Origin of the sequence: Paenibacillus sp. FSL H8-0457 (genome assembly GCF_038051935.1) — a bacterium.
Classification (GTDB): Bacteria; Bacillota; Bacilli; order Paenibacillales; family Paenibacillaceae; genus Paenibacillus_AQ; species Paenibacillus_AQ lautus_A.
Genome location: NZ_CP150293.1, coordinates 1236897 through 1263174 on the forward strand (window position 1 = coordinate 1236897; position 26278 = coordinate 1263174).

At 43.4% G+C, this 26278-nt stretch carries 24 protein-coding genes; 19 read left to right on the plus strand and 5 right to left on the minus strand.

Going from position 1 to position 26278, the window contains the following annotated elements; all coding sequences use genetic code 11:
* Nucleotides 1-546 precede the first annotated feature (546 nt).
* The 3 genes from MHI43_RS05310 to MHI43_RS05320 all read left to right on the plus strand — a co-directional run bounded on the left by MHI43_RS05310 (nt 547) and on the right by MHI43_RS05320 (nt 7675).
* Entirely contained in the window at nt 547-6384 is a 5838-nt protein-coding gene (locus tag MHI43_RS05310) for a DUF3320 domain-containing protein (protein WP_341283234.1), read from the plus strand.
* Between the two features lie 166 nt (nt 6385-6550).
* Nucleotides 6551-6721, plus strand: coding sequence for a hypothetical protein (locus MHI43_RS05315; protein ID WP_155989862.1), 171 nt, complete (start codon nt 6551-6553; stop codon nt 6719-6721).
* 246 nt (nt 6722-6967) lie between these two features.
* Entirely contained in the window at nt 6968-7675 is a 708-nt protein-coding gene (locus MHI43_RS05320; RefSeq protein WP_036661789.1) for a nuclease-related domain-containing protein, read from the plus strand.
* A gap of 345 nt (nt 7676-8020) precedes the next feature.
* On the opposite strand, the gene MHI43_RS05325 is transcribed toward MHI43_RS05320, so the two are convergent.
* Nucleotides 8021-9424, minus strand: coding sequence for a helix-turn-helix transcriptional regulator (locus MHI43_RS05325; RefSeq protein WP_036661787.1), 1404 nt, complete (start codon nt 9422-9424; stop codon nt 8021-8023).
* A gap of 1093 nt (nt 9425-10517) precedes the next feature.
* Between MHI43_RS05325 and MHI43_RS05330 the strand changes: the two genes are divergently transcribed.
* The 6 genes from MHI43_RS05330 (at nt 10518) to MHI43_RS05355 (ending at nt 13608) form a co-directional block, all read left to right on the plus strand.
* On the plus strand, nt 10518-11783 hold the full coding sequence (locus tag MHI43_RS05330) for a WXG100 family type VII secretion target (protein WP_036661784.1): 1266 nt from the start codon (nt 10518-10520) through the stop codon (nt 11781-11783).
* On the plus strand, nt 11783-12112 hold the full coding sequence (locus MHI43_RS05335) for a hypothetical protein (protein WP_012819198.1): 330 nt from the start codon (nt 11783-11785) through the stop codon (nt 12110-12112). Before MHI43_RS05330 ends, MHI43_RS05335 begins: the two co-directional genes overlap by 1 nt.
* Nucleotides 12113-12343: 231 nt before the next feature.
* Nucleotides 12344-12496, plus strand: coding sequence for a hypothetical protein (locus MHI43_RS05340; RefSeq protein WP_341283235.1), 153 nt, complete (start codon nt 12344-12346; stop codon nt 12494-12496).
* Between the two features lie 160 nt (nt 12497-12656).
* A complete protein-coding gene (locus MHI43_RS05345; protein WP_254778236.1) occupies nt 12657-12713 on the plus strand; it encodes a hypothetical protein in 57 nt (18 codons plus the stop codon).
* Nucleotides 12714-12734: 21 nt separating this feature from the next.
* Nucleotides 12735-13070, plus strand: coding sequence for a hypothetical protein (locus MHI43_RS05350; protein WP_036661777.1), 336 nt, complete (start codon nt 12735-12737; stop codon nt 13068-13070).
* Between the two features lie 34 nt (nt 13071-13104).
* Nucleotides 13105-13608 (plus strand): hypothetical protein, encoded by a 504-nt coding sequence (locus tag MHI43_RS05355; protein ID WP_036661775.1) that lies wholly within the window; start codon nt 13105-13107, stop codon nt 13606-13608.
* Nucleotides 13609-13831: 223 nt separating this feature from the next.
* On the opposite strand, the gene MHI43_RS05360 is transcribed toward MHI43_RS05355, so the two are convergent.
* A complete protein-coding gene (locus tag MHI43_RS05360) occupies nt 13832-14137 on the minus strand; it encodes a hypothetical protein (protein WP_036661774.1) in 306 nt (101 codons plus the stop codon).
* A 280-nt stretch (nt 14138-14417) separates the two neighbouring features.
* On the opposite strand from MHI43_RS05360, the gene MHI43_RS05365 reads away from it, so the two are divergent.
* The 3 genes from MHI43_RS05365 to MHI43_RS05375 all read left to right on the plus strand — a co-directional run bounded on the left by MHI43_RS05365 (nt 14418) and on the right by MHI43_RS05375 (nt 16635).
* Complete coding sequence (locus tag MHI43_RS05365; RefSeq protein WP_235201729.1) at nt 14418-14693, plus strand: hypothetical protein; 276 nt, start codon at nt 14418-14420, stop codon at nt 14691-14693.
* A gap of 112 nt (nt 14694-14805) precedes the next feature.
* Nucleotides 14806-15543, plus strand: coding sequence for an SMI1/KNR4 family protein (locus MHI43_RS05370; RefSeq protein WP_036661772.1), 738 nt, complete (start codon nt 14806-14808; stop codon nt 15541-15543).
* A 432-nt stretch (nt 15544-15975) separates the two neighbouring features.
* A complete protein-coding gene (locus MHI43_RS05375; protein ID WP_036661996.1) occupies nt 15976-16635 on the plus strand; it encodes a hypothetical protein in 660 nt (219 codons plus the stop codon).
* A gap of 86 nt (nt 16636-16721) precedes the next feature.
* Here MHI43_RS05375 and MHI43_RS05380 read toward each other — a convergent pair whose 3' ends face one another.
* On the minus strand, nt 16722-17591 hold the full coding sequence (locus MHI43_RS05380) for an AraC family transcriptional regulator (protein WP_036661771.1): 870 nt from the start codon (nt 17589-17591) through the stop codon (nt 16722-16724).
* Between the two features lie 244 nt (nt 17592-17835).
* Between MHI43_RS05380 and MHI43_RS05385 the strand changes: the two genes are divergently transcribed.
* Nucleotides 17836-18261: a DUF6157 family protein gene (locus MHI43_RS05385; protein ID WP_036661769.1), complete on the plus strand. Its 426-nt coding sequence runs from the start codon at nt 17836-17838 to the stop codon at nt 18259-18261.
* Nucleotides 18262-18410: 149 nt separating this feature from the next.
* Here the strand turns inward: MHI43_RS05385 and MHI43_RS05390 are convergent, their stop codons facing one another.
* Nucleotides 18411-19763, minus strand: coding sequence for a solute carrier family 23 protein (locus MHI43_RS05390; RefSeq protein ID WP_036661993.1), 1353 nt, complete (start codon nt 19761-19763; stop codon nt 18411-18413).
* A 56-nt stretch (nt 19764-19819) separates the two neighbouring features.
* On the minus strand, nt 19820-21184 hold the full coding sequence (gene guaD / locus MHI43_RS05395) for a guanine deaminase (RefSeq protein WP_036661767.1): 1365 nt from the start codon (nt 21182-21184) through the stop codon (nt 19820-19822).
* Nucleotides 21185-21413: 229 nt separating this feature from the next.
* Between guaD and MHI43_RS05400 the strand changes: the two genes are divergently transcribed.
* The 6 genes from MHI43_RS05400 (at nt 21414) to MHI43_RS05425 (ending at nt 25839) form a co-directional block, all read left to right on the plus strand.
* Nucleotides 21414-21932, plus strand: a complete 519-nt coding sequence (locus MHI43_RS05400) for a DUF4241 domain-containing protein (RefSeq protein WP_036661763.1) — start codon at nt 21414-21416, stop codon at nt 21930-21932.
* Between the two features lie 284 nt (nt 21933-22216).
* Nucleotides 22217-22408, plus strand: coding sequence for a WXG100 family type VII secretion target (locus tag MHI43_RS05405; protein ID WP_051425321.1), 192 nt, complete (start codon nt 22217-22219; stop codon nt 22406-22408).
* A 34-nt stretch (nt 22409-22442) separates the two neighbouring features.
* On the plus strand, nt 22443-23333 hold the full coding sequence (locus MHI43_RS05410; RefSeq protein ID WP_235201726.1) for a hypothetical protein: 891 nt from the start codon (nt 22443-22445) through the stop codon (nt 23331-23333).
* A complete protein-coding gene (locus MHI43_RS05415) occupies nt 23330-24058 on the plus strand; it encodes a hypothetical protein (RefSeq protein WP_036661760.1) in 729 nt (242 codons plus the stop codon). Before MHI43_RS05410 ends, MHI43_RS05415 begins: the two co-directional genes overlap by 4 nt.
* Nucleotides 24059-24501: 443 nt before the next feature.
* Nucleotides 24502-24939, plus strand: a complete 438-nt coding sequence (locus MHI43_RS05420) for a hypothetical protein (RefSeq protein ID WP_036661757.1) — start codon at nt 24502-24504, stop codon at nt 24937-24939.
* A 510-nt stretch (nt 24940-25449) separates the two neighbouring features.
* On the plus strand, nt 25450-25839 hold the full coding sequence (locus tag MHI43_RS05425; RefSeq protein WP_341283236.1) for a hypothetical protein: 390 nt from the start codon (nt 25450-25452) through the stop codon (nt 25837-25839).
* Nucleotides 25840-26278: the final 439 nt, after the last annotated feature.

The window sequence follows — 26278 nt, forward strand, 5'->3', positions numbered from 1 at the left end:
AACATGTTTATTTCGGTGATCTATTTCTTAACATGACCAAGGAGCATTCGGAGTCATAAAGTCAGAAGGGATGGAAAGGCATAAGAACTTGTACCGATAAAACAAAAAGCCGCTAAATTAGCGACTATCTATATGAGGCCAGTTCTTGTCTCTGTCTATCGCCATTCACGAAGGCTTATAATCTGCAATTGAATTTAACTTACTGATATTAACTATTCGCATCGATTGTTGCTTTAATAACCACTTCAATAATCAACTGCAATATCAGCCAATAGCTTTTTTGCATTAGATTGACTCGCTTAGATTTTTTGAAAAAACATCACCAATAAATAGGCAGGGATACAAATAAACTTCCAGCGTTCTAAAGATGATTCGTCTTTTACGAATCATCTTTTATTTTCTCGTGTTTTCATGTCGAATAAAGCAGATACACCCATTATTTAGTGTTATTATAGAACTAATTGGCAATCGGTGTAGGTCTATAGAACTGAGAAACAAGAATTATAGGAGGATGTGGAAGTGGAGAGCAGAATATCATGCGAATGGTTGTACAGCGAAACCGTGAACTACGCTATGCAGCAGAACCATGTTCCTGTTATGAAGAGCATCATCTTAACGAATACAACGGGAGAAGAAATCAAAGGAATCACGGTGAAGCTAGAATCTGAGCCGCAATTTGCATATGAATGGAAGAAGGATTTTGACATGCTTCCAGCAGGGCAATCCTTGGACATGGGTGCGATTGATTTACATATGTCGACCTCATTTTTGGGGGATTTGTCGGAACGCATATCAGGTACATTGTCGTTGACGGTATGGCAGAATGACACCGAGTTGTTCAAGCAACGCGGCTCAATTTCCGTCCTTGCCTTTGATGAATGGAGTGGGCTTGCCGTATTGCCTGAGATGACCGCTGCTTTTGTCACGCCGAATCATCATCAAGTGGCCGAGATCGTACGGGAAGCGGGCACCATTCTGGAGCAATGGTCGGGAAGCCCTTCGTTTACAGCTTATCAGAGTAAGGATCCCAACCGGGTACGTATGCAGGCCGCTGCGATCTACTCGGCTTTGCAGAATCGCGAGATTTCCTACTGCGTAGCTCCTCCTAGTTTTGAGTTGATCGGTCAGCGTATTCGTCTTCCTGAGACCATCTTCACGCATGGCCTGGGGAATTGTCTGGATCTTTCCATGCTATATGCTGATTGTATGGAGGCGGTGGGTCTACATCCCCTGATCATTTTTACGAAAGGGCATGCGTTTGCCGGAGTCTGGCTTGTAGAGGAGACGTTCTCGGAGACGGTTCAAGATGATATATCGTTATTAACAAAAAGGCTCGCAACGGGAATAAATGAAATCTGCGTGGTGGAGTCTACGGCTATGGTGAAGGGCGATCGTATTCCATTTGATCAAGCGGCTATGCTTGCCGAGGAGCATCTGAGAGATCCCGATTCATTCGATGGCTTGGTCGATATTCGAAGAGCACGCGCAGCAGCCATACGACCGTTACCACTGCGTACGAAGGCGACAAATGGATGGGTCATTGAGGAGACTCGTGAGACGAAGATCCATGAAAGTGCTGCTCCGGAACTTCTGGAAGTGCTGGAAAAACCATTGGAAGTTGATTCGTTGCAGCCTACAACGCGTCAAAAGCAATGGGAGCGTAAGCTGCTAGATTTGACGCTTCGTAATTCACTGCTCAATTTTCGCTTAACCAAGTCGAGCATTCCGGTCATTTCTGCTCAGTTGGGAGATTTAGAAGATGCGCTGGCTGACGGCGATGAATTTCAACTGTTGGCAAGGCCCAGTGACTGGGAGGATAACGGGCGAAACGCCAGCTTGTATCAAAATGTGAATGCCAATCACCCACTCGTTAAATTGTTGCAGGAAGAATTCGTCCGGAGACGACTGAGAGCCGATTTGAATGCTCAGGACTTAGAGAAAAGAATTGTACATATTTATCGGTCTGCCCGAACTTCATTGGAGGAGAATGGGGCTAACACGCTTTTTCTTGCTTTGGGTCTCTTGAAATGGTATGAATCACCGGTTAGCGAACTTCCTCGATATGCGCCGATTGTGCTGATTCCTGTAGATATTTTGCGAAAATCTTCACGACAAGGATATGTCATTCGGGCGAGGGATGAAGAACCGCAGATTAATATTACACTGCTGGAGATGCTCAGGCAGGATTTCGGTATCGGCATTGATGGCCTGGATCCGCTTCCGAGGGATGAGAAAGGCATTGCCTTGAAACAGATCTTTAACGTTATTCGACATGCATTAATTCAAGTATCCCGCTTTGACATCGAGGAAACGGCTAATCTCGGATTGTTTTCTTTCGGGCAATTTGTAATGTGGAATGACATTCGCACGAGAGCTGATCAATTGGCCGAGAATCAGGTGGTGGCAAGCCTTATTCAGGGGCAATTACAGCTACAGGAATCTGTGGACATCAAGCACGAACCGCTCGATGAAGAGCATCCGGCTCATTCGTTGATTCCGGTCAGTGCGGATTCTTCACAATTGTCGGCCATTCGCGCGGCGCTTAAGGGGCAAAGCTTTGTGCTGCACGGCCCTCCAGGAACCGGGAAGTCCCAGACCATTACGAATATGATTGCTAGTGCTTTGGCCAATGGGAAAAGAGTGCTGTTCGTAGCAGAGAAGATGGCAGCACTGTCCGTTGTTCAGCGAAGATTAGAACAAATCGGTTTGGGTCCTTTTTGCCTGGAACTTCACTCCAACAAAAGCACAAAGCGAGCAGTCCTTGACCAATTAAGCAATGCGATTGATGTGCAACGGATTCAGTCTGGCGAGTCGTGGAAAAGACAAGCAGATCGTTTGTTCCAATTGAGAAAGACGTTAAACGGTTATGTAAAAGCCCTTCATCGAAAACATGCTTTTGGCTTATCTTTATTTGAAGCGATATCGGAGTATGAGAGGGCGGGTGAAGCACCGGATGTCGTTACATTCAACGACGCAGCGATTGAAGGACTGAACCCGGATACCTTGGTTGCATGGAATGACATGGTTGCTCAATTAATCGCAGCCGGGGCTGCCCTTGGCAATCCGGGCACGCACCCTTGGGCGGACTCTAAGGTTACATCCTATACACAGGAGCTGAAGGCAAACGCAGAAGTATTAATAAAGAGCTACATCGTAGAGCTTAAGGAACGTCAGAAAGCGATGAATGAAGCGCTAAAGCATTTCAAGCTTGGAGCTCTTCCGATGACTCAAGACAAAATCTCCATATTTGCACAGTTGTGTGAGCTGGCTAGCCGTGTACCGGATATTAAACCTGCCCTCATGCAAGAGATCAATCTCGAAGAATCGGTTGAAAGGCTAAAGGCCGCAGCACTTCAGGGCAAACGACGAGACCAGATTAGAGATAAGGTTGCCAAATTATTCACTTCAGAGGCTCATCGATTAGATGCCCAAATGATGTTATCTACTTGGGATAGCTTGGAGCTAAAATGGTTCCTTCCGAAATGGGCTGGTCAGAATCGCATTTTAAATATGCTGAAGAAAATGACGGTTTCCGGTCAAGGGATAGCCAAGCAGGATGTCCGATCTCACTTGCTGGATATCATTTCCCTGCAGGAAGAGGAACAGAAGTTAAGTCGAGCAAGGGACGAATCCGCTCCATTCCTTGGTTCCCTGCTGATCTGGGATGACGAAGGCAAGTGGGACGACATCATGGAGACTTGCGAGTGGCTGAATCGATTGCATGCAGCGTTAACGGCTTGGTGTGAAAATACTACCGATGCCCATCACGCAAGAACACAGATTGCGGAATTTATGGTTGATCTTCGTGGGAATGCTGCGCTGAACCAATCGATACAGTCTGTACTCCGTAGTCATGAACAAGTGAAGAAGCAGGAAAAGGAGCTCCGCGATCTGTTGCAGATTGACTTTGAGCGCATGGCACATCAGTCTCAGGATTTGGACTGGCACGATGATCTCCTGGAAAAAGCAAATGGATGGATATCTCATTTAGATGTATTGAGAGATTGGTGTACGTGGCGAAGAGTGCGATCGCAGGCGGAGGAGCAAGGACTTCTCCCACTTGTCATTCCATACGAAGAAGGGCGTCTATCTAATGACCAGTTGAAGGACGCTTTTGAACGTGGACTCTATAAAAAAATAGCGAATTACATCATTGCGCGTGATGAGCAATTCGTGTCATTCTCCGGCAATGTATTTGAAGAGACCCTCCTTCGCTTCAAAGAAGCCGACGAGGAATATACGAGACTAACCCAACAAGAAATTGTGGCGAGGCTTTCTTCGAGAGTGCCTCAAATGACGCAGGAAGCATCGCAAAGCTCGGAAGCCGGCATTCTTCAGCGGGCGATTCGCAGCGGCGGGAGAAATATGTCGATTCGCAAACTGTTTGAACAGATTCCGAATTTGCTACCACGATTAGTGCCCTGTATGTTGATGAGTCCGATTTCTGTAGCACAGTACCTCGATCCTGAACGATCCCCATTCGATATGGTGATATTTGACGAAGCCTCTCAGGTGCCTACGGCACAAGCGGTTGGGGCATTGGCACGGGGACAACAGTCTGTTATCGTAGGTGATCCGAAACAGCTGCCACCAACGAGCTTCTTTTCGAAGAGCCGTCAGGAGACGGAGGAAGAGGAACCGGCGCTGCAAGACATGGAGAGCATATTGGATGATTGTTTGGCGCTTGGAATGCCGGAGCGACATCTGACCTGGCATTATCGTAGTCGGCATGAAAGCCTGATCGCTTTCAGTAACGCTCATTACTACGAAAATAAGTTAATGACCTTCCCATCTCCGGATGAACCCGTTTCAAGTGTGAAATGGTGCCCTGTCGAAGGATATTATGATCGGGGACGTACGAAACAGAATCGAGCGGAGGGTGAGGCTGTCGTTGCTGAGATTGTTCGCCGCATTAAGGATCCGGTCTTGCGCCAACAGAGCTTGGGTGTCGTCACGTTTAGCTCCATTCAGCAAACCTTGATTGAGGATATGCTTGAAGAAGTACTGAAGCAAGAACCGGAAGTGGAAATGCTGATGATGCAAATGCCGGAACCACTATTCATCAAAAACCTTGAGAATGTTCAAGGGGATGAACGTGACGTTATTTTGTTCTCAGTAGGATATGGGCCTGATGCAAACGGTAAGGTAAGCCTGAATTTTGGCCCGTTAAACCGGGAGGGAGGTTGGAGACGGTTAAATGTTGCCGTATCAAGAGCTAGGTACGAAATGCTGGTCTTCTCAACACTGCACGCCCATCACCTGAATGCGAGCAGGATCAGCAGCGAAGGTGTACTAGGCTTAAAAGCGTTCCTTGAGTATGCGGAAAAAGGAAAACGGATCCTGCCTGCAAGCGAGGCATCGTCTCAAGCGATTCAGGTTTCGCATGTTCACCGAAGTCTGGCCGATGAATTGAAAAAGCGCGGATACCAAGCAGATCTATATGTCGGGGCATCGGGATATCGCATTGATTTAGCGGTATTGGACCCTGAGTCCGATCATTATGCATTAGGGATTCTCCTTGACGGACCGATGTATCAAAATGCAGAATCTGCCCGGGATCGAAATATTTTGCGGGAGGAAGTGCTTAAGCAGCTTGGCTGGAATTTGTTGAGGGTGTGGAGTCCGGATTGGTGGGACAATAGAGAAGGCGTAATGAGCCGTATTGTGGAAGCTGTTAAGCGAGGAAGAGAGGTCAAGAAGTTACGGGTTCAGTCCCAAGCAGAAGTAGCAGTGACTCATGAACAAGTGACATTTGAACGCTCACAGAATCCTCCGGTAAGCAAGGATCATCATGTTCAACCTGTACAGCTTCAGAAACCGAAAGAGATGCAGCCTTACCATGTCTGCGTTTTGGATGCTGTTTCTTTAGGGGCGGATTGGTTCCATTCCCCAGAATCGACGGAGCTCCTTTTGGTTCAAATCCGAAAGGTCATTCAAGAAGAGGGACCTATTAGCCGGAGTTTACTTACAAAACGCATTTTACAGGCATGGGGAATTACCAGACTTGGGGCACGATTGGATCAGAGGTTTACAGAGTTGTTGATGAAGATACAACCTGCACATACGGAAGTGAATGGAATGGCCTTCTTCTGGCCAGAGGGAATAAAACCATCCGAGTATGGCATTTACAGGGTAGCCACAGATGACGCTCAGCGGCGAATGGCCGAGGATTTACCGCCGGAAGAAGTAGCGGTTGCCGTGAAATCCATTCTGTCTTCTCAAATTAGTCTTCCTTATGATGAGTTAACGAAACAAGTGGTTAAGGCGCTCGGATACGCTAGATCCGGCAGTGCTCTGGAGAAGACGATTAAATCGGGGATTCAAAGAGCTATTGAGCTTGGCTTTGCTTATGAAGATGAAAACCAGCGGGTGGTTGTGAAGTAATTAAACCAAGTTACTCTCAATGCTAGCATAAGGCTAATCAAAGGCTGCTCAATGAGCAGTCTTTTTTTATGCCGATTTTGGGTTCCGAACTTACGTTTGCTGGCATTCCCATCACCACTATTCTTTAAACTATGGATAAATGAGGAATTAGTGATGGAGGAATCCCATGAAACCAAGAAACCGTGCAATGCATTTGGAGATTAAACAAGTCATTGAGAAGTTAGGTTTAACGAGTGATAAAGTCTCAGAGTTTTATGATGAAATGAAGGAGAAGTATAGGGAAGAGGAGCAAAAATCTGATGAAAGCTGCGATTCCGATACACATAAAGAGGATTAAACAAATAAAGATTTGGTTGTTCGTAATAGGTCATTAGCAATGGTGGTGATGTTAAAGAATAATCAGCAATGGTTCTATAGAAGGGATTCATAGATTTCTGCCGAATGAATGTATAAGTTGACGAGGATCGTCGATTGATGTTGTGAAAACGATAAAGAGGAGTTTGAAAATGTAAAAATCGGCCATGCTAGTGCGTATCGCTTGAAGGAATTTATTCTCCACATCATATAAGAACGGAGCTCCAATATGCTAAAGAAATTAATGTCGATATTCAAATCAGATACTTCATATAAAAAGCCTTCCCAACCCAGTAAAACCAAAACATCCAGCAGCAAACCTAAGCCTAAAGTTCAGCCAACCCGAATCGGAGAGCTGGGAGAGCATAAGATTAACATTCAGCTAGATCAGCTCCCTAAAGGGTGTAAATACGTAAGTGATTTAATGGTGGCAAATCCGAAGTCCCGTACCAGGTATTCGCAGATCGACCATGTGGTCGTTACCCCGCAAGGACTCTTTGTGATTGAGACAAAAAACTATAACGGAGAAATAAAGGGGACCAGAGACAATAAGTCTTGGACAGTGAGCAACCGGTTTAAAATGTACAACCCGTTTATGCAGAATTACGGTCATATTCAAGCGATTAAAAGCTTGCTTCCCGACTATCAAGAGGGTCGATATATATCACTCGTTTCCTTTACGATGCGTTGCCGATTTAGTGTGGACCCAGAATTGAGAAAAATCCAATCAGATGAGCTCATCGTGTACGATGTTGAACTATCCGAATATATTCAGCGTAAAATGAACCGAATTCAAGCCGAAAAGACGGTACCCGATTTAACAGAGTCGGATATTCAGAAGATCTATCAAACTTTGAAAGAAGCCAACTTCACTGATCCGAAGATCCGGGCTGAGCATGTGGATAAGGCGGGGAGTGTGGGGAAGGCGGAAAAATAGTCAATAAAAAATTGCCGCTGGACCACTTAAGGAAGTGGTCCAGCGGCAATTTTAATGGAGGAGGTTATACTTAAAAGTAGACAACGAACTTAGTAAACGAATTGCATAAACACCTTATCCACATATTTATAATACTCGAATAATCCTTGAGATCCATAGAGGTCATCTTGTATGAGCTATTCCGTGCGAGTCGCTTTGCCGAAGGCGGTGAGTAAGCGAGCACTTTTAACTAATCACCAGCCACCCTCACCATGGCTGTTTGTGGTAGACATCGGGATGGTAGGAATAGGCTTTGATGGATCGGTTATATTTAGGCTACCCGGTAATACCAAAGTTCCAGTGAAGCTAAGGATGAGTGAAAACACCACTAACTTTTTTTTCATTTTGATAATAAACCTCCTTCATTATGGCGGCGTATTTTTGGAGATCTGAATAACTTAACTTATGTCGGATATGCTCAATCGTCGTGCAGCATCTCACGATGTTAGCTGTACTATTAATTTTATATGAGATTTCCAAACTCTCCAATATATATTTCGATCCTTTTTGAATGTTATCCTTCCATATGTAATACTTTCCGAGATCGGTAAGAAAATTGGCAAAACGGTCATCTATTATATATTCTGTATAACTTCCGACTCCTCCCCCGCGTTTGAGATGGTTTAAGATCAATTTTTCGAATTTATCGAGATATTGATCGATTTCAAAATGATACATATTAGCAGCCTGAATGATTTTAAACAAAGCTTTTAGTATTTCGTTTTCACGGGAGGAGAGATAATCGATATACGGTTCTAGCACATCTGTATTACCTTTCATTAGTTCATATAAATAACGGTTTCCTTTAGCCCATTCCCGAAATTGTTCTTTGGTTATTTCGGCAGCTTCATCTGATTCTTTAACCCAGCTTTGATCCTCGTAACAGGATACATAATAAAGTGCTTGATCATAGTCATCGTTTTCAGCTGCTATCGAACCTAACAGCAAATCAGAGTACAAAATATAGCCGAACAAAGGCTTGGCTGGTCGTTTAAGTCTACTGCTAGGTCTGGCTTGTTTATGTTTTTGAGAATATAGTACTCTGGAGATACGTCCCATCTCCTGAATATAGTATTTCGCCTTATTCCATTTACGTAAAGATAATAACGTGTTAGCTAAATCTTTTAGTGCATCTAATTGTACTGCATCAGGGAGCCGTTTGACATAGTTTTCAAACTGTATTGTGCAGCCCAGGTTATGTTCCTGATCCGAGTTTAAGGAGCAAGTAAATATTCTGTATTGACACATACCCAATCGCTCGGCATGTTGGTATTTTTCACTTTCGGCAACTTTTTTGTAAATGATCAGGGCCGCTTCTCGATTTCCCTTATGGTATAGTGCTTCTGCGGTATCAAAGAGCAAAGATGAATACGTTAAATTATCCATCATCATTCCAACAAGCTGATCTAAGCATTTGAGTTTATTTAGTTCGGCACAGCGCATGATAAATGGGCCAAGTCGTCTCCAATTGGGGGATGACTGAATCATGTATTCATACGCATATAAGGAATAAAAATATCCCTCTTCCAAATTCATAGCTTCAGTAACTAAATCAAGGTTGGAGACGGAAAGGGGCTGTTGCCCTTTGATGAATCGGCTCAGTGTTCCTGAATTAATCCTTGATTTATTTGCAAACGAGGAAATGCTGAGGTTTTCCTTCTTCAGGTATCGTAATAGTTCCGTACTTATCGTTGTGTCTGTCGGTAACAAAGATATCCCCCTCCAGATTCATATTCCATATTCAGGAAAATGACGTATATAAGTAATTTAATGTATAAATACACCATTGGTCAATAACTTTATTGGGACTTGATTTAGAACTGCTTCTGTTAGTGTTGCTACACGTAACTTTGAAGGATAGGAAAGAAGGTTTAATGCAGCACTTTTTTACGATCTTGCTGCCCTATATGACTCTAATCTATTAACAGGCGTTGATAAGGAGCCTAGTTGGGAAACGATGCAGTTTCTAGACGAACAGGTGGATGAAATATGGATTTCAGCTTTCGAGACATGGGGCGAGATGAATGGAGATACACTGGGCTTTTAATGTTTTTAATTTACTATTTGCTTGTTTATATTTGTTTAGTAAAACGTTAGGGAATGGATTTTATAGATGGATTGTCCATGATAGTTAAATATTGCTGGTGTGGATATTAATGAAAGTAACGCTAAAAACAAACATTACTTTTTATTTTTTACCAATGCTATCTTGTGTGTGAAAAACAGAAGGTGGGCTAGCTGGTAAAGTGATAGGATCGTGGTTTCGTAATCGCGTGTCCTTATTTCTTAAACCTCTCATTGAGGGGATCATTCAACCTAAAGTTGTTGTAACATTGGGGGAAAAGGCTACCAAGTCATTATTACATGAGTATGGTTATAAAGGTGTAAACTTTAAGAAATTGGTTGAAAGGGATTCACCGAACATCGTCGGTAGGAATACAGCAGTATTTCCGTTGTTCCATTGATACCTAGGGACAAGTTATTTTTTTCTAAACAGATATTCAGTGCAAGCAAGCAGGGCGAGAATAATAAAGGATAAATTAATCCATCTATTCCCACCGCTTTTTACAGTATGTCATGTTCCGTGACTCCCTTCATCCTACATCTTCTATAATAGTGATCATATTATTGAAAATCCCGCTCGTAATAAAGTCCCGTATCTAACTGAGAAAAAGATCCTAGTTTTAAGTGACATAGCAAGGCCTCGAGAACCTTTTCCATATAATTCAAGTAGAGTAAAATATTTAAGTTAGCTATGATCGGAGATCGGGTTCAATTCCGAAAGCAAGATGGAGAGGTTGTTATGAGTAGAATTTTGGTCACACCGGAGATGTTGCTGCACGTTGCACAGCAATGCTCCAGGACGCATGAACAGCTGGAAGCGATGATACACATGCTGAATCAGAACATCCATATGCTGGAGTCTGGGTGGGAAGGTACGACGAGATCCCGTTTTTACGCGGATTTTCAGCAGGCGCATCGAGAGATGACACTGACCACGGAGCATATCCAGCGGACAAGCCTGGAGCTGAGAGGGATTGCCCAACGATTTAAGTCAGCAGATGAGCGGGTACAACCGATTCAAGTTGCTGGGCATGTGCTGGGAGCATTCCCTATGATGAGGGGACCCGCAGGCCATAGTGCCGTAGAGGATGCCGGGAGAAAAGCGGAGGAAGCCTGGAATTCGGTGCAACAGGAAGCCGGGAAGGCATGGGACACAGTGAAGCAAGAAGCAGGGGAACTATGGGAGGGCGTAAAGATCGGAGCTGCCCAGTTCGGGAACTCGTTAAAGGATACGGCGATATCCTTGTACGAAGATCCGCTTGGAACCGGGCAAGAGATGCTCTATAATGCAACCATCGGGACGGTCGAGGATATTTGGGACACAGCTGTATGGGCTGGCCGAATGGTTTTTAGTAACGAATATCGTGAAAAAATCGTGGCAGACACCATGAATGAAGTCGATTCAGCAGGCGGCTGGTCCAATTACTTGGGTCAACAGTCGGCTATGATCCTTGGAGGCGCTATTCTCAACCGTGCTGGAATTAGGGGGAGAGGCCCGCTGAATAATAAGCATGATGATCTTGGTGGCGGAAATGGTGGCGCTAGTGGTGACGGTAGGAAGTCGGGGGATGAGGGTGCCGGTAATGTTAAACCGGTAAAAGAAGTAGAAATTGTTGATAAGAATGGAAGACCAATCGGTGAGTTAGACGAAATCGATTTGAAGAACGGTGTTTTTTATGAAGATAAAACAGCTAAAGGATTAAATATAGTAAATCCTAAGACAGGGTTACCTGCCCAAACTCCTCAGCAGTTTGCTGATAAGCAAATACTAGATAAGACTAGAAAAAGGATAGTTAACCTGGAAGAAGCTATTGCAACTAGACCGACAAAAAATGGTACACCGGATGTACCTTCACTAGACCAAATCCAAAATATCCGTAAGTTCGTCTTTAGATTGGACGGAGATACACCTGAACTAAGGCAGGCAGTCGAGAACAGCCTAAATCAACTAAGAAAAGAATTTCCTGACCACACATTTGAAGCAATATTTGGAGGGAAAGATTAATGTCTATTGCAGCTATGATATTAAACTCAGAAAACGAGTTCGAGGAAAAATTTTATATTCCTGTAGCATCAGAAGCTTTTTTCGAAGAATGTTGGATACCTGCTATTGAAGAACTGAACTTAGAATGGATTAATGTTTTTTCCGTTGGATTAGATATGGAGAAGGAAGACTTGCCTTTTGTGATGAAGGAGCTATCCCAGATAAAGGAGTGGGCAAAAACAAATTTACCCAGCGAAAAACAAGATAAGATAATTGAAAGAATTGAATTACTTGAAGCTGAACTTCCTATCGCTTTTCGAAGAGAAGGGGCAGTAGTGTTTATTGGCTAGGTTTCAATAAGTACTGGTGGGGCTACCCAGTGCCGAATAAAACATTATACCTATGTTTGGCTAACCTACCAGGGGTTGATTAGTGGCTATTAAACAGCCGTGCCTATTTCGGAAATATTCTGCCCGCCGTGCACCACGCATCGCCCGTTAATCGGCCGGGAGATAACGAAGCCAAGCAAATTCATCTTTCATGCAAGAGAGGATCGTTCCGTTGAGCTTCTAAAAGAGCGAATGAGCAGTGAAGGATGGAGCTATGTCCAGCAAGAAGGCTCTAATTATTTTTTTGAAAAGGGAAATGGAGAAACGATTGTTACCGTGCAACAATGGAATCATAAATATATCATTTATCAGGTTAAAGATAACGTCATCAATATAGCGGACTAGTAAGCAATTAGGTTGTACATTTTAATGAACAGACCCCTATCATTGTTATTTGAAAATGGTGGGGGTTTGTTTAATTAATTCTTTATCAACTTTAAATAAGGCTGCATCATAACGTTTATAGAGGCGAATGAGTCACGGAAGTATATAGACTCATAGAGGGATGATACACTATGGAAAAGATGGTGCTCATATAGTACCAGCTAAACCATCAGAATAAAAAATAAGAAAGAGGATGTCTATGGAAGCAGATTCTTTATTTAAAACATTAAGAGAGTATGAAGGTGTAGAAATCATATTAGAGTGGGACAGTGGATTAAGAATTGTAGGCAAAACAGACACATTTTTTGAGACAGATAATGGATTAGATGATGATGATCCCGAGTACGCAGAATATTATGCAACTGCATTTCAAGTAAATCAAATTTTATCCTATCCTTCTATTAACGAAGGTAGTGTATATAATTGGTTGAAAGAAGGAAAAAGTTCATTGGTTGAGATTTCTCTCTATGAAGATCCACCAAGTTCAGTAAATTTAATCGACGGAAAGAAAGTATGGGAAAGGGGAAATTTATAATTAGTATTCGGGAAGGCGAAAGGGGGCAAGCGGATTGAGAAAAAGAACTAAGAATATTCTGATTTCTTTCTCTGTAATAACATTGATTATCTTTTCTATACTTTTGATTAATCAAAACATCAAAAACGATAGAGATTTAAAAATGAAACTGGAATCTATAATAGGTAATTCCGTATTTTGGAATTTTTATCATAATCTTGGCAACTTTCAAGATTTGGATGGTAAAAGCATTCAGGAGATAAATAATCGGCTATATCGTGTAGAGGGCTATTCTAAAGTTATAGATTCGGGAGTATCGACAGAGTTATTAGTTCCTATTGCCAATAAAATGAATACAAAAATTAGCGCAATATCTTCTAACTATAATGAAACAGAGGAAATAACTGAAGCTGATCAGGAAGTATTCAATCAAATGGTCCAAGATTCAAGAAAGATCTCTGAGCTGATTACAGAAATTTATTATCAAAATAACATTCATCAAGAAGGGAAAATCAAACTTAAAATTACGAACTATGAAGAGTTAACGAAATTTAAATAATTTAAATGACAACTAAGATGGAACAACGTAGCGTGTAGATAGGGGTCGTTATCCGATTACGGGCGACCTACTTCTTTTGTGGTTCAATTCTAGGTCAATCGTTTAAGCAAAAAAAGGACACCAAGTCCTAAGCAGACCTCGTGCCCTCGAAGAGTTGCATACTGGAATTTTTACCGAACAATGCCCGACGCTCACCACTCCTCACAGCTTACCTCAAACAGCTTCACTTCAACGTCCTCACATCTACCGTATTGGATAGGACATCCACTTCATTCGGAATAATCCCTTTCTCAAACATATAATCAGCTACCGCTTGCCAGCGTTGGCGGACGGTGTCATCAATCGGGTCAAACGGGTATAAAGAGCCTTCCAGCTGCTGACGCGCAACAGGTTCGGAGACGCCTTGGATGTCCTGAATTAATTGGACGGTGTGATCGACGTCTTTGGATAGAAGCGCGGACTCTTCATTCAAGCTTTCGAACACTTCATGGACGAGCTCAGGATGCTCCTTCAGGAAGCCGTTTCGCAAAGAGGTTATGTTAAAATATGGTGTAATGCAAATTCTCTCTTACGGAAAATACGTACTTGAGTTTAAGATGATATGTAGGAGTATTTTATATGAACATGTTGTATCTTCTTCTTGTTACGTTGCTCATAACTTCCTGTTCGCCAAGAAACCCGGATCGAATAGAAGAATCCGGCTCGTTGGAGATGGTAAATATCTATTTGTATCGTAACGATACCCATCGCGTTCAACCCGAACTGATCAATGTTCAAAGTGACCCTGATTTGCTTAGGAATGCCGCACAATGGCACAGAGTGGGGAACCCGAACAACTGCCTAAAATTCAAGAAATTAAACAAATGTATGTCTTTCAGTTTCAATTTCGCAACGGAGATACGATCCAAGATGTCTATTATATGTACGTTACTGATACGAGTAATGAGCAGTACATGAAGGAATTTGAACGGAGTCTTAAAAAAGATACGGACAAATTTGATGCTTCAGAAAAAGAACGGATATTAAATTTAGTAGGACTTGAAGGCTGGAAAAAGGTTTCAGCATCAGACTTATTCAATTCATGATTGTTAGATTGAATAAATTAGATTGTATTTGTTGCGAAGCGTATCAATATTCTCTAGAAGAACTCGCAGAAGCTTGTTGAACGATATACGTTGAGGAGGTTGACCCAACTAAATGAAAGCAACAATCGAAGGACTTCTCCGCGTATTAGGAGAGCATCACAAGGAGGCCCACGGCATTCAGGAGGCAGACATTCAAGCAAAGGAACAGAGCCTGGGTTTCCCGTTGCCGACGGTGCTGCGGGAATATTATAAAATTTTGGGACGATCCCCATATATCACGCAAGGGTGCAATAACCAATTTGAACCGCTCCCTCTGCAGGATGTGTTCATTCCGGATGAAACGTTTTTCACGACAGACAAGGCATTTTTGGTCTTCTATCAAGTAGAGGAATCCGTGATCTATTGCGGGATCCGCCTACAGGAACTGGAGATGGAGGATCCCCCGGTTTACCTGTGCGCGTGGAACTTACCCGACTGGCAGCTGGAAAATCGATCGCTTCAACGTTTTCTCGCTGGCAAGGGACTCGTTCAGCTGGGCGTTGAGGATCGGCTGCCGTATTGGGCTATATTCGATGAGAGCATGTGGAGCTTGTCCGACTACCGCAGATGCATGCGTCTGGATGAAACAGAACATGAGATAAATGAGGGATCAGAGCTGAACGCATGGAAAATCTATCTGAAGGACGATGTGCTGATCGTGTTTGAACTTGACGTATCCGAAGAGGAGACGGATGAACTGTTGGCTGTATACCTGGCGTCCTTTCAGAGAGCGAGCATGGAGAATTTGTTGAACGAGATGAGTAAGGCAACTGACTTGCCTTCATTTCGAACGAATCTGTCAGCGCAGTGATGGGTTCAGGTGGACGTAGGAAGTGGAGGGATGGCGTAAACCATTTGCATATTATTGAAGTAAGATTCTCGTTTGCACAGCCTCGAACGCTGACTTCTGAAAAAGATTTTGAGGCAACTAATGGCTGTTCTTGAAGAATGCCTATCATTAGCGCTTCCCGGTCCTTTGGGGAAATATATTATAAATTCGTTTGCATCTCGAGAGAGGTGCTTTTTTCGTTTTCAGATCCTTACGATCTCTTCACCAATTACAGCAAGATTTGAAAAGTAAGGGCAGGCTATATTTGTTAAGTTATATTCGACAAACATAATAAGGAAGGGGCCGTAGCGAAAAAATTCAAAATAACCTCAATGTTGGTTGGAGTCAAAACCTGTCATGTCGAGAAAAGACTTGGCGATCATGTTATTAATACCTAGAAGTGGAGGAATCATCGTGAATATAGAGCACAATAAAGAGGGAAGTAAATCAATAATAACACCACATGTTCTCAAACGGTGGTCAGGATTTATGGCAGTAATAGCAGGGATTCTATATATCGTCATTCAGTTTATCCACCCGACAGATGATATTTCTTCTGTGCACACAAACTTTTGGGTAGTGGTTGCATGCCTGACTATAGCTATGTCGCTCTTTAACCTGATCGGAATTACGGGATTCTATATAAGCCAAGCGAAAGAAGCGGGGTGGCTTGGCTTGGTCGGTTTCCTTTTGTTCAATCTGTTCTGGTTAATGTCAATCATTTTTAGTTTCATCGAAGCATTCGTTTTGCCGTTGTTGACAAGTGATGCTGAGAAGTTTGTAGAAGGAATGGTTGGGCTCTTTGGAGGAACGGTTAGCGAGGTTCATCTGGGGATCTTCCCAATATTAGCACCGCTCGCGGGAGTATTGTATATGCTAGGAGGTCTGCTGCTAGGCATCGCCACATTACGTGCCAGAGTCTTCCCTCGCCCAGCAGCAATTCTGCTGGCCTTCGCTTCTGTAGTGACCATTGCTGCTGCAATAATCCCCCATCCGTTTGATCGGGCATTGGCGATACCTATGGGATTAGCTCTTATATGGATGGGATATGCTGTTTGGTCGGAACGCAAGTAAGCATCGAATTAGAGATGTCTTTCGATCTTCCCTAATTGAATGAAATAAATAGTTCCTCTGACGGTTTGGCTCCTCGGTGCAACACATTAAATTTCCAGATCGTCAGGGAGTTTCTTGATTGGTGCATAGATATGGTAGGTTGAATCCAGATTGTGGACGTCATTAAAAACCTGGATAAGCTCAATATCCGATTGATCAGACTCTTGCTTGGAAATCTTTAAGAATCTTGCATAGTCTGTTTTGAGCACTTCTCCAATATCAAGCAAGTCGCCAAAATAGTTGAACCTCGCACAAAAAATAGTCGGTACATCAACCGTGAAATAAAAGGGTTTATGAATTTGAATGTCACTTGGGATTCCGAACAGAACTTTGAACCGGGTTGAATTGGGTTGACAGTTTGAATAAATGACAAAACAAGAACCATTTATGTTGTCATCAATATGATTCAACAGCATTTTGGAATGAGAGTGAATCTTCTTCTTGTAATCATCAGTGGCTAGGTCTACTTCAAAGGCAATCCCGCTTATTCGGGTCTCTTTGAACTCTGTCAGTGTGAAATCCGTGACGACATCACCATTCATATTTTTAAATGGTCTTTTAACCACAGTAGGTATTGGAGTCGGAGAGATTTTATTGAACCCTGCTCTTAGCGAACTTGGAGCTACGCCGTAATGTTGTTTGAATGACCGGGTGAATGAGGCTTGCGTACCAAAGGCTAACTGATAAGCAATATCGGTTAGCGACAAGTTGTTGTTATAAATGAGTGGTAAAGCGGCATTCAATCTTCTAGATAGGATGTACTGATTTAACGAACAGCTCATCATGGCAGAGAAAAGCCTATGAAAATAATATTTAGACATATTGAAAGTAAGAGCAACGGATGACACGGATAAAGGCTGTTCTAAATTCTCCTCGATATGAATCAATGCTTGTTCTATTATCCTATGATGGTTCATACTAACTCCCTCCGTCACCGCTCTAATTTTTTGTGCTAAGTATACCACACGCGTTATACCGCTTAGAAGGCAATTCGCAATCCGCGAATTGTTAAACAAAGGCTCCTCATTATTTGTATAGAATTAGGGGGGGAAAACGGTCAGAATGACTGACCGATTCTGTCAGGGATAAGGGGTTATAATTGGTTATAAATAAGACGATGTGTTATGAGCGGTGCTATATATTGGATTAGGAGGAACGAAAATGGATTGGAATTACTATGATACGTTTATTACCGTTGCCGCAGATTGCCCCGTTGAGACTGGAACGAAGCCGCCAGACAAGAAAGACGGAAAAACCAAGCCGGGCATCGAGTTTGAGTTAATCACGAATCATCCGTATGGCTATACCCAGGAGGAGCTCTTGTACGAAGTGCATATCCGGCACAAAAATATTCCGGAGGCAGAGTTAGCCGAGAGAGGGAACCAGATTCGAGACGAGTTTTATATGAAGCCGCAACCATGCTTGAGAGCATCGATGCTCCCGAAGAAATACGGGTGGGGTATTCATTTCAATGCAAAGGGGCAAATCGCGATCGTTCCGGTGGAATCCCCTGATTATCGGCGCTTCGTGGAAGGAGCCTATGGGAATGTGAAGCTGTTAGCCGCGATGAGAAACAAAAGGAGATGAGTGCAATCACAGGTTCAGTAAACACATGTTTGATTTGATCAGTGTCCCCCATATACAAAAAACCACCCCCAAAGCCTACGACAAACGTAGTCTCTCTAGGGGCAGCTCCGTAAACCTTACATATAACTCCAATTGCCTCGCTCTACAACCTACTTCGCACTCGGCAGCAATTTATTCAACAAGATCGCTGCAAGCGAAGCAGCCAGAATCGGCGAGCCCAGCAAATACTGCACGAACGTAGGCAGCGTGTACAAGAAGTCTTTAGGAATGAGCACTAACGCCAACGTCAAAATCATCGGGATGGCGATAATGTACATTTCTTTTTCTCCGATCTTTTCGTTCTTCATGACCTGGATCCCGTTAATCGAGATGATGCCGCAGACGATGGCGAATACGCCGCCGATGACCGCGGTTGGGATCGAGGAGATCAGCGCGGCCAATTTGCCGGAGCAACCGAAGAGGACAAACCATCCGCCTACCGCCAGGAAGACTCGACGACTGGCCACACCCGTGATGGAGATGATGCCTGCATTCGTGGAATAGCCGGTAACCGGCGTGGAGCCGAGCCCCGAAGCAATCAGGCAGCTAATCCCTTCACCAACAACCCCACGGTTAATGTTCTTATCCGTTAACGGTTTATCAATGACATTGCTGATGGCAAACCATGTCCCCGTCGTTTCTGCCAGCAGGACGAGATAAATAATGATCATGGTGATGATCGCCGAGAAGTCGAAGGAGAAGCCAAAATCCTTAAACGGAATCTGCGGCATGCTGAACCACTTGGCGTTTGCGACAGCGCTGAAATCCAGCACACCCATAAAGTTGGCCGAGATACACCCGATAATTAATGCGACCATCACAGACGTAACGCGGAATATCGCGCCTCTCGTGCGGAACAAAGAACCCAGGATCACGAACAGAATAAGCGCAGCCGCTGAGATCAGAGCCAGCAGCACGTTCTGATTGATGGTAGCGTCCGTGGCGCCATAGATATTGTCTCGGATGGCAACCGGCAATAACGACAGACCGACGATGAAGATGATCGTGCCCCCGACAATAGGCGGGATGAAGGAAGTAACGATTTTATTGAAGATTCCTGTATACCCCAAAATAATCACGAGGATCGCGCCAATTAAACTCGCGCCCAGCACGGAACTCCAACCCATCTCTCCGCCGCCGCTGGCGGCATAAATGGCGACAATCGCGCCGAGTGGAACATAGGAAGGACCCTGCGCCATCGGCAGCTTCATACAGAAATACGTTTGTACGATCGTGGCAAGCCCGGCCGCAATAAACGTGGATTGAATCAATGCGCTGGACTGATTGGGCGCTAAGCCGATTAGCATGGCAATCAGGAAAGGGACAACATAGACATCCATCGCGACGACATGCTGTAAACCGAGAATGGCGGATTTTCCGAAAGATATTTTGCCGTCGGGCGGAACCGTTAAATGCTGTGTTTTTGTTTGCGTGTCATTTAGCTCTTCTGCTTGTGTTTTCACTCCGTTGGACACCTCGAATGTTAGGATGAATTGCGTTTTGAACAACCTCTATTCTCTTAACGCGTATGAACCTTTTCCCCTTGCACCCACACCTCGCGGATATGCTCAGGCCGTGCCAGATACATGATTTTCTGAAAAATATCTTGTATGTCTTCAAACTCGTCAAAAATCGGCAGCTTCGCGGATGGAAGTCTCGTATCGATCACCTGCACATCCCATGCGTAGTTTTCTTGAATGCGACCGATCGGCAGGCTCAAACTTTCACCGCCCCCGGCCGTAGCCAGATAGAATGCCTCATGGACCGTAATCCTCGACTCGGGTACGCCGCGAGCTTCCGCAGGAAGGGAGGTGTTCACGCCATCTTCCAGCATTCTCGAGGACATTACGGCTTGTCTTATATTATCGAAGAGACTGGGTGAGAAGCCGCCGGATAGATCCGAGCCTAAACCGATTTCGACATTTTTGGCATGGAAGCGGGCAACCGGGATGACGCTATTGGCGAAATACGCGTTGGATATCGGGCAGTGCGCGATCGCGGTGCCGGTGTCAGCGAACAATTCGGCATCCTGATCATCAAGGAAATTACAATGAGCCATGACCGATTTATCGCGCAGCAGGCCAAAATCATGCAGGGCAAACGCATCATTTTTCTGGAAACGATCTTTTACATACCCGTGCGCCCAATCGCTTTCGCTGCAGTGGGACTGCACATACGTGTCGTATTTGGCTGCCAGCTCGCCTAGACCCTTCAGCCCCTCATCCGTACAGCTTGGAATGAAGCGTGGGGTGACGACGGGATACACGCCTTGTTTTGTGGTTTTGGCGAGTTCCTGTACAGCGATAATAAATTCCTCCGTATCCGCCAGTGCCGTGGATGTGTCCGCATCGCGGTAGTAATCCGGATTCTGCTCGGGGTCGTCCATGACGACCTTTCCGACAAGTCCGCGCTGGCCCTTGCTCGCACAGATTTGGGCTAACAACAAACTGGCTTCTTTATGCACCGTGGCAAAATAAAGGGCTGTCGTTGTTCCGTTGGCCAGCAGGGTGCTTACCACATCGTCGTAAACCTTTTGCGCAAACTCCAGATCGGAGAATTTGGATTCCAGCGGGAACGTATAGGTATTCAGCCAATCATAGAGTGGAATGTCCAATGCGGTTCCGGATTGAGCCCATTGCGGGGCGTGAACATGCAAATCGACAAAGCCAGGCAGGAAATACTGCCCTTCCTCTAGTCGGTGAAAGCTGTCCGTGCCTTGATACGTATCCAGCAAGGATTGATAGTCGGCATCTTCCGGTGCCACGACTCGCTCAATCATGCCGTCCGTGTTGACGCAGTAAAGATAGTCTCTCAATACTTGAATTTCTTTGGGGGATTTGCTTGAAAAAGAAGTCCCTTGAAATAATAACATATATTTACTCATTTTTACCGCCTTAATGTTCGTTTTTTGGAGCGCTTTTGTCATTATAGTCCGTTAAAAAAGAGATGTCCATAGTTTAAAGACGAATAGATGGGAGTGGGTAAAATCGGGTGACTGCTATGTTTGAGGAGAAGTCGTTGTGGAATCATGAGGGGCTAGGTTGAAAATGGAGTCTGATTATTTGTACGTGTTAAAATAGAACCATCATACGCTGTTATTGGAGGTATCTTCATTGAACATTCAACTGGGCCATTTTGAAGTGAATTCCGGACAATTGGTTGTGGCCGATCCTTGTTATGAATTGGATACGAACATTATTATCATGGGCGTGTTGGAAGCCGTATTAAATGGAACGTGGGTAGGGGAAGTGGAGAAGGTGGAGATCCCGGACTGGGGCGAAGCCAACGCCAAGCTGACGGCTTACCATCACTCGGTAGCAGAACAAGGGGCATTCCTGGAGTGGATCAAGTGTCCTTTTGTGGCTGGAGTGGATAGCGGGCAGGCGGGGATTTTTGATATTCAAAAGTACCGAATTCCGGATGCGAATTCAGCATCGGATAGCTCCGACACCACGGATACGGAATGGTATTATGCCTGCTGCGACATCACCGAGAGCGGGGAAGAAGCGGGTGTCCTGGATGGGGGCGTCGTATCTCGTACCGGCATCGGTGATGGTGCATACGGCGTGTATAAGGCCGTGAATGAGCAGGATCAGGTGGTTGGCGTGAAAATTGTGTTTATTAAGAAGTAGTCGAGCGCTAACGGAAAAATGAATAAGAGCAAGTATAAACAGTCATAGAAGGTAACCCTTTTATGGCTGTTTTATTAGGGATACACCATGATGCCAACCAAGCCTGTCACTATACTAGAGAGAATAGAGGCATATTGGGGCTTCTGTACCATATGGAAGCATGAAGGCTTCGCTTCATCCAACTGGCATACTCCAATACTTTCAATATGAAGGACTCTGGAACCATTTCCATATCCTAGAAGATGGATACAATAAGGTCCAATGAAACGTTGGAGAGGATGCGAATGCCTAGAATACTTGTCCCGCCCGAGGTACTGATGCGGGTATCGGAGGAAGCCGCCAGGGCAGCGGAAGAACTGGAAACGACCAAGAATCGGCTGGACCAGCAGATTACGTATATGATGTCATCGTGGGAAGGAACGACCCGATCGCGGTTTTTCGAAGATTTTCAGCGTGCCCATGGCGAATTGAAATAAAACGATTGAGCATCTACGGATCATCGGCCAGGAATTGAAGGCCATTGCTTACCGGTTCATCTCAGCGGATATGCGTGAAGATATCATGATTGCGGCATCGGCAGCGAGCGCTGCGAACGAGCCCAAAACGTTCTGGGACCATGCGGGGGACTTCTGGCAGGGGCTGCAGACCGGGGCGAAATCCGTAGCAAATTCGGTAAAGGATACGGCTACATCCTTGGTGGAAGACCCGCTTGGCACTGCCAAGGACATGGCCTATAATGCAACTATCGGGACGGCGGAAGAGATCATCGACACGGCGGTTTGGGGAGGCAAAATGATCTTTGATGCCGATACCCGGGAGAAATTTGCGGCAGACGTCGAGGCGTCGGGTGGCGCGTCCAATTATATGGGGCAGCAGGCTGCCATGATCCTGGCCGGCTTGGCCACACGCCGGATCGGCGTGAAGACCCACCCGCACCTGAAGCATGATTCGGGTGGGGATGGGGGGAAGGTTGAGGGGGCGGGGAATGGCGGTATACCAAAAGGTTTTGAAAAACTTGCAAAATCAGCAAATGATATTAGCAAGAAAGCCAAAGAAGGAAAAATTAAATACGCAAGTAACTATCATGGCCGACTCGGAAAAGAAAAGGAGTTAGAAATACTATCTAATCCTGATGCGGTTTATGTAGCAGGTAATAATTCACAGAACTATATCTATAGGAAGGGAGGAAATGTGGTAATAGTAGAAAGCAAAGGGAGTTCCAAAGGAAATACAATTACCAGTTATGGACCGGATGGAGCAAGAGGAGAAAGTGGTGCTGCAATTTTTGGTGGTAAAGCCACAGAACCAGGAATGCCCGTCACAAATGAGGCAATTGTAAATGGAACCATCCCAACTCCTGGTGGAGGGACTTTGCCCCCTGCTAATCAAATATTACCATGAAAAATATGAAAATTAATATTGATGTTAAACAGTCTTTAAGTAATACAGAGGTTAGATGGTACCTGACGAGTCAAATTGTATGGATTGGTAAGGAGAAGAATTACAATGAAATTGAAGAACTAAAAAATACAAGCTATGGTAGCTTTAATTGGTTGTGGTCTGATGCGGATACTATATTATTTAATGAGGAGGACTTGGATTTTAGAGGAGCAGTAATAAATTTAAATGAGCCGATAGCAGTAAAAAAAGGTGGAATGGATATAAACTTGGTTGAAGAGAAGGTTGGGAACATCAAAATAAGTGAGAAGAGGAATTTTAATTGTAAGTTATCGGATTTTGCCGAGTACTATTTTGAAGATGATATATTACTGTCATATTCAGATAAATGGAACGGAACAAGCCAATCCATTGAAATAAAATTGACCTCAGACTTTTCGGTTGTTCTACAGAATAATGAGATGTTGGGGATTGTAATATATAATGCTAGTAAACATCTACTACCAGATGGCATGCACCAAGTAGTTGAAAATGAAGCTGTTAACGCAGACTTATGTATAAAACTTTGCAATTTTTTTGAATTGCTTGAGAAAATGGACGATGATTTGGCTGAGGAATCGGAATTGAAAAATGCTTTTATGGAAATTTACGAACAAGCATTGCCTTATGATGAACCGAATTATATTGCTCTAAGAGACACTATAATAAATGTAGTAGACTATATGTGAGCTTGAAAAAACGATTACCCCTTGGTAAAGTTTGGTTGGCTGTCCAGTACTGAATGAACCGCTTTACTTCATCACTATCAAAATTTACGCAATAGACTTACATAAAACAGGTTAATGATGTGACCTGTTTTTTTTATTTTCGCTTTTCTTGCGCCGCAAAATGGTTAGGAATAAGTCTTTTTGCACGTGCAATCTATGGGAGTGTATTTTATCTTGTTTGATCCATGTGGGGGGAATTTTAAAAAATTTTGACCGCTTCCTGCTCCATACCTGAGTAGAGTAGAAGTTAAGCAAGTCAACCCAAAATGGAAATGGACAATGGATTCGGAAGGGAACTTTCATAAAGAGAATGTCCTAAGAGAAAACAGTCCTCATTATGATGAGTCAATTGCTAATGATACGCATATTCCCTTTACTCCATAATATTGAATGAGGTGAAATAATTGAATATAGAAGAACTAAAGGCAACACTCTCTGGATCGACCACCGAGGAAAAAACAGAGATATTAAGCCACTTTTGTGATATTTTCGAATCCTATAACAATTCAATTGAAAATTTCAATGATATAGTTACAGTATTACTCCATTTCGGTATTAAAGAAGAGAGTTTAGATATGAAGGAAGAAATATTTAGTACAGTACTATCCGCAGCAACTTATAAAAACATTGAGGGGACAAATTTCGATATTTTAGCTGACAATCTTGAACGTCTGCCTGAGGAGTGTCTCCATTCCGCATTGACGATACTAAGCTTTACTTTCAAAAAGGAGTATTTACCCTATCTAACCAAGTATTTAGCACATAAAAACAGTAGCATCAGAGCAGGTGCAATAAATGCGATTAATGAAATCGAAGGTTACTGGTCTAAAAGGCAAAATTAGAGTAACTTATATATTTGCTTCTTAGCAAGGAAATCTATTGTGACCATTAATCCAACAGTAACAAATGTTTTTTGATGTTTAAAATGGAGTTTGGGGATAGAAAAATGGATACGCTTGATAAACTTCCAAAGGCTTACTCCAACTTAAAAATGTGCAAGGAACAATCTTTCTTACGTGTATTACATGAAACAATCTAACATATGGATTAGAGTACGCGATTAGGGGTGACCGCACATGTTTGCTATTTCTTTTAAAGCATATGATAATTTTGATGATATTAAACAAATGTCAGCTTAACAATTTGACCAGAAAAAACAAGATATTGAAGGGATCATTGAACTAAATTTTAACGGCAATAAATACGGGTTATTCTTTGATGATTGTCCTTTTGGCGAGGAAAGGCTTGTTCGATGATTTGTTGACTTATTAACGATAGCCAAAAAAATAAAAGAGCATAATTACGTTGCGTATCGAATTCCGGATAGTGCAAACCTATGGCTTGAATTTATTTTGCATGAAAAAGAGCTGAGTGTGAGCCTGGTAGAGGATGTTGATCGAGAATCAATAATAGATCTATTTATTGATAAACCATACAAGGAATTTAAATATTCACAGTGGAACGGAAGTATAATCAGAACAGTTTCTTTTGTGGAGGAAGTAATAATAAATGCAAACAAGTTGTTGAATTTTATATCGGTGTTGAATCCTCAACTATTAAATAGCGAGAATATTCAACTATTAAAAAATAAAGTGAGTGAGCTAATATTTTTCAAGAGTGAACAATATATTTTAGAGGCGAAAGTAAACGGGGTGCCAAAACAAGTGCATGATGGTGGAGATGGTCGTACGTATGATCAAATGATAGATGATGCCATTTATAATGTAATTATTCTAGGTTAAAAGAGAGGGTCTTCGTCATGAAAAACTCATCCAGAACTACATATTTGAGAAGACGGCTTATATCGGACGTTGTTTATTTGGTGCTTTGTATTTTAGGGATAATTCTAGTTGCGAATACTAGACATTACTGGCTTACATTAGTCCCTATATTAGCATTAGTTCTTGGAATATTCATAATAAGATATCATCTAAAAGAATAGAAAGATAAATCTGATAATGGATGATTTAACGAGCCTTTTAGAGGCTCTTTTTTTTCATGCTGGAGTCCGACAAAAGCTTTTGTTTTAGGGTAATTCGACCTGTGCAAGGATGGAGTGAAACCGGCTCACACCATACAGGAGATCTATACCGTCGCGAATCCAGAGAAGTTAAGCAGCCTCTAGGACGATTTCCGTTTTTAACACGGTATATTATTTGATGAATTCCGTATAAGCAAAAA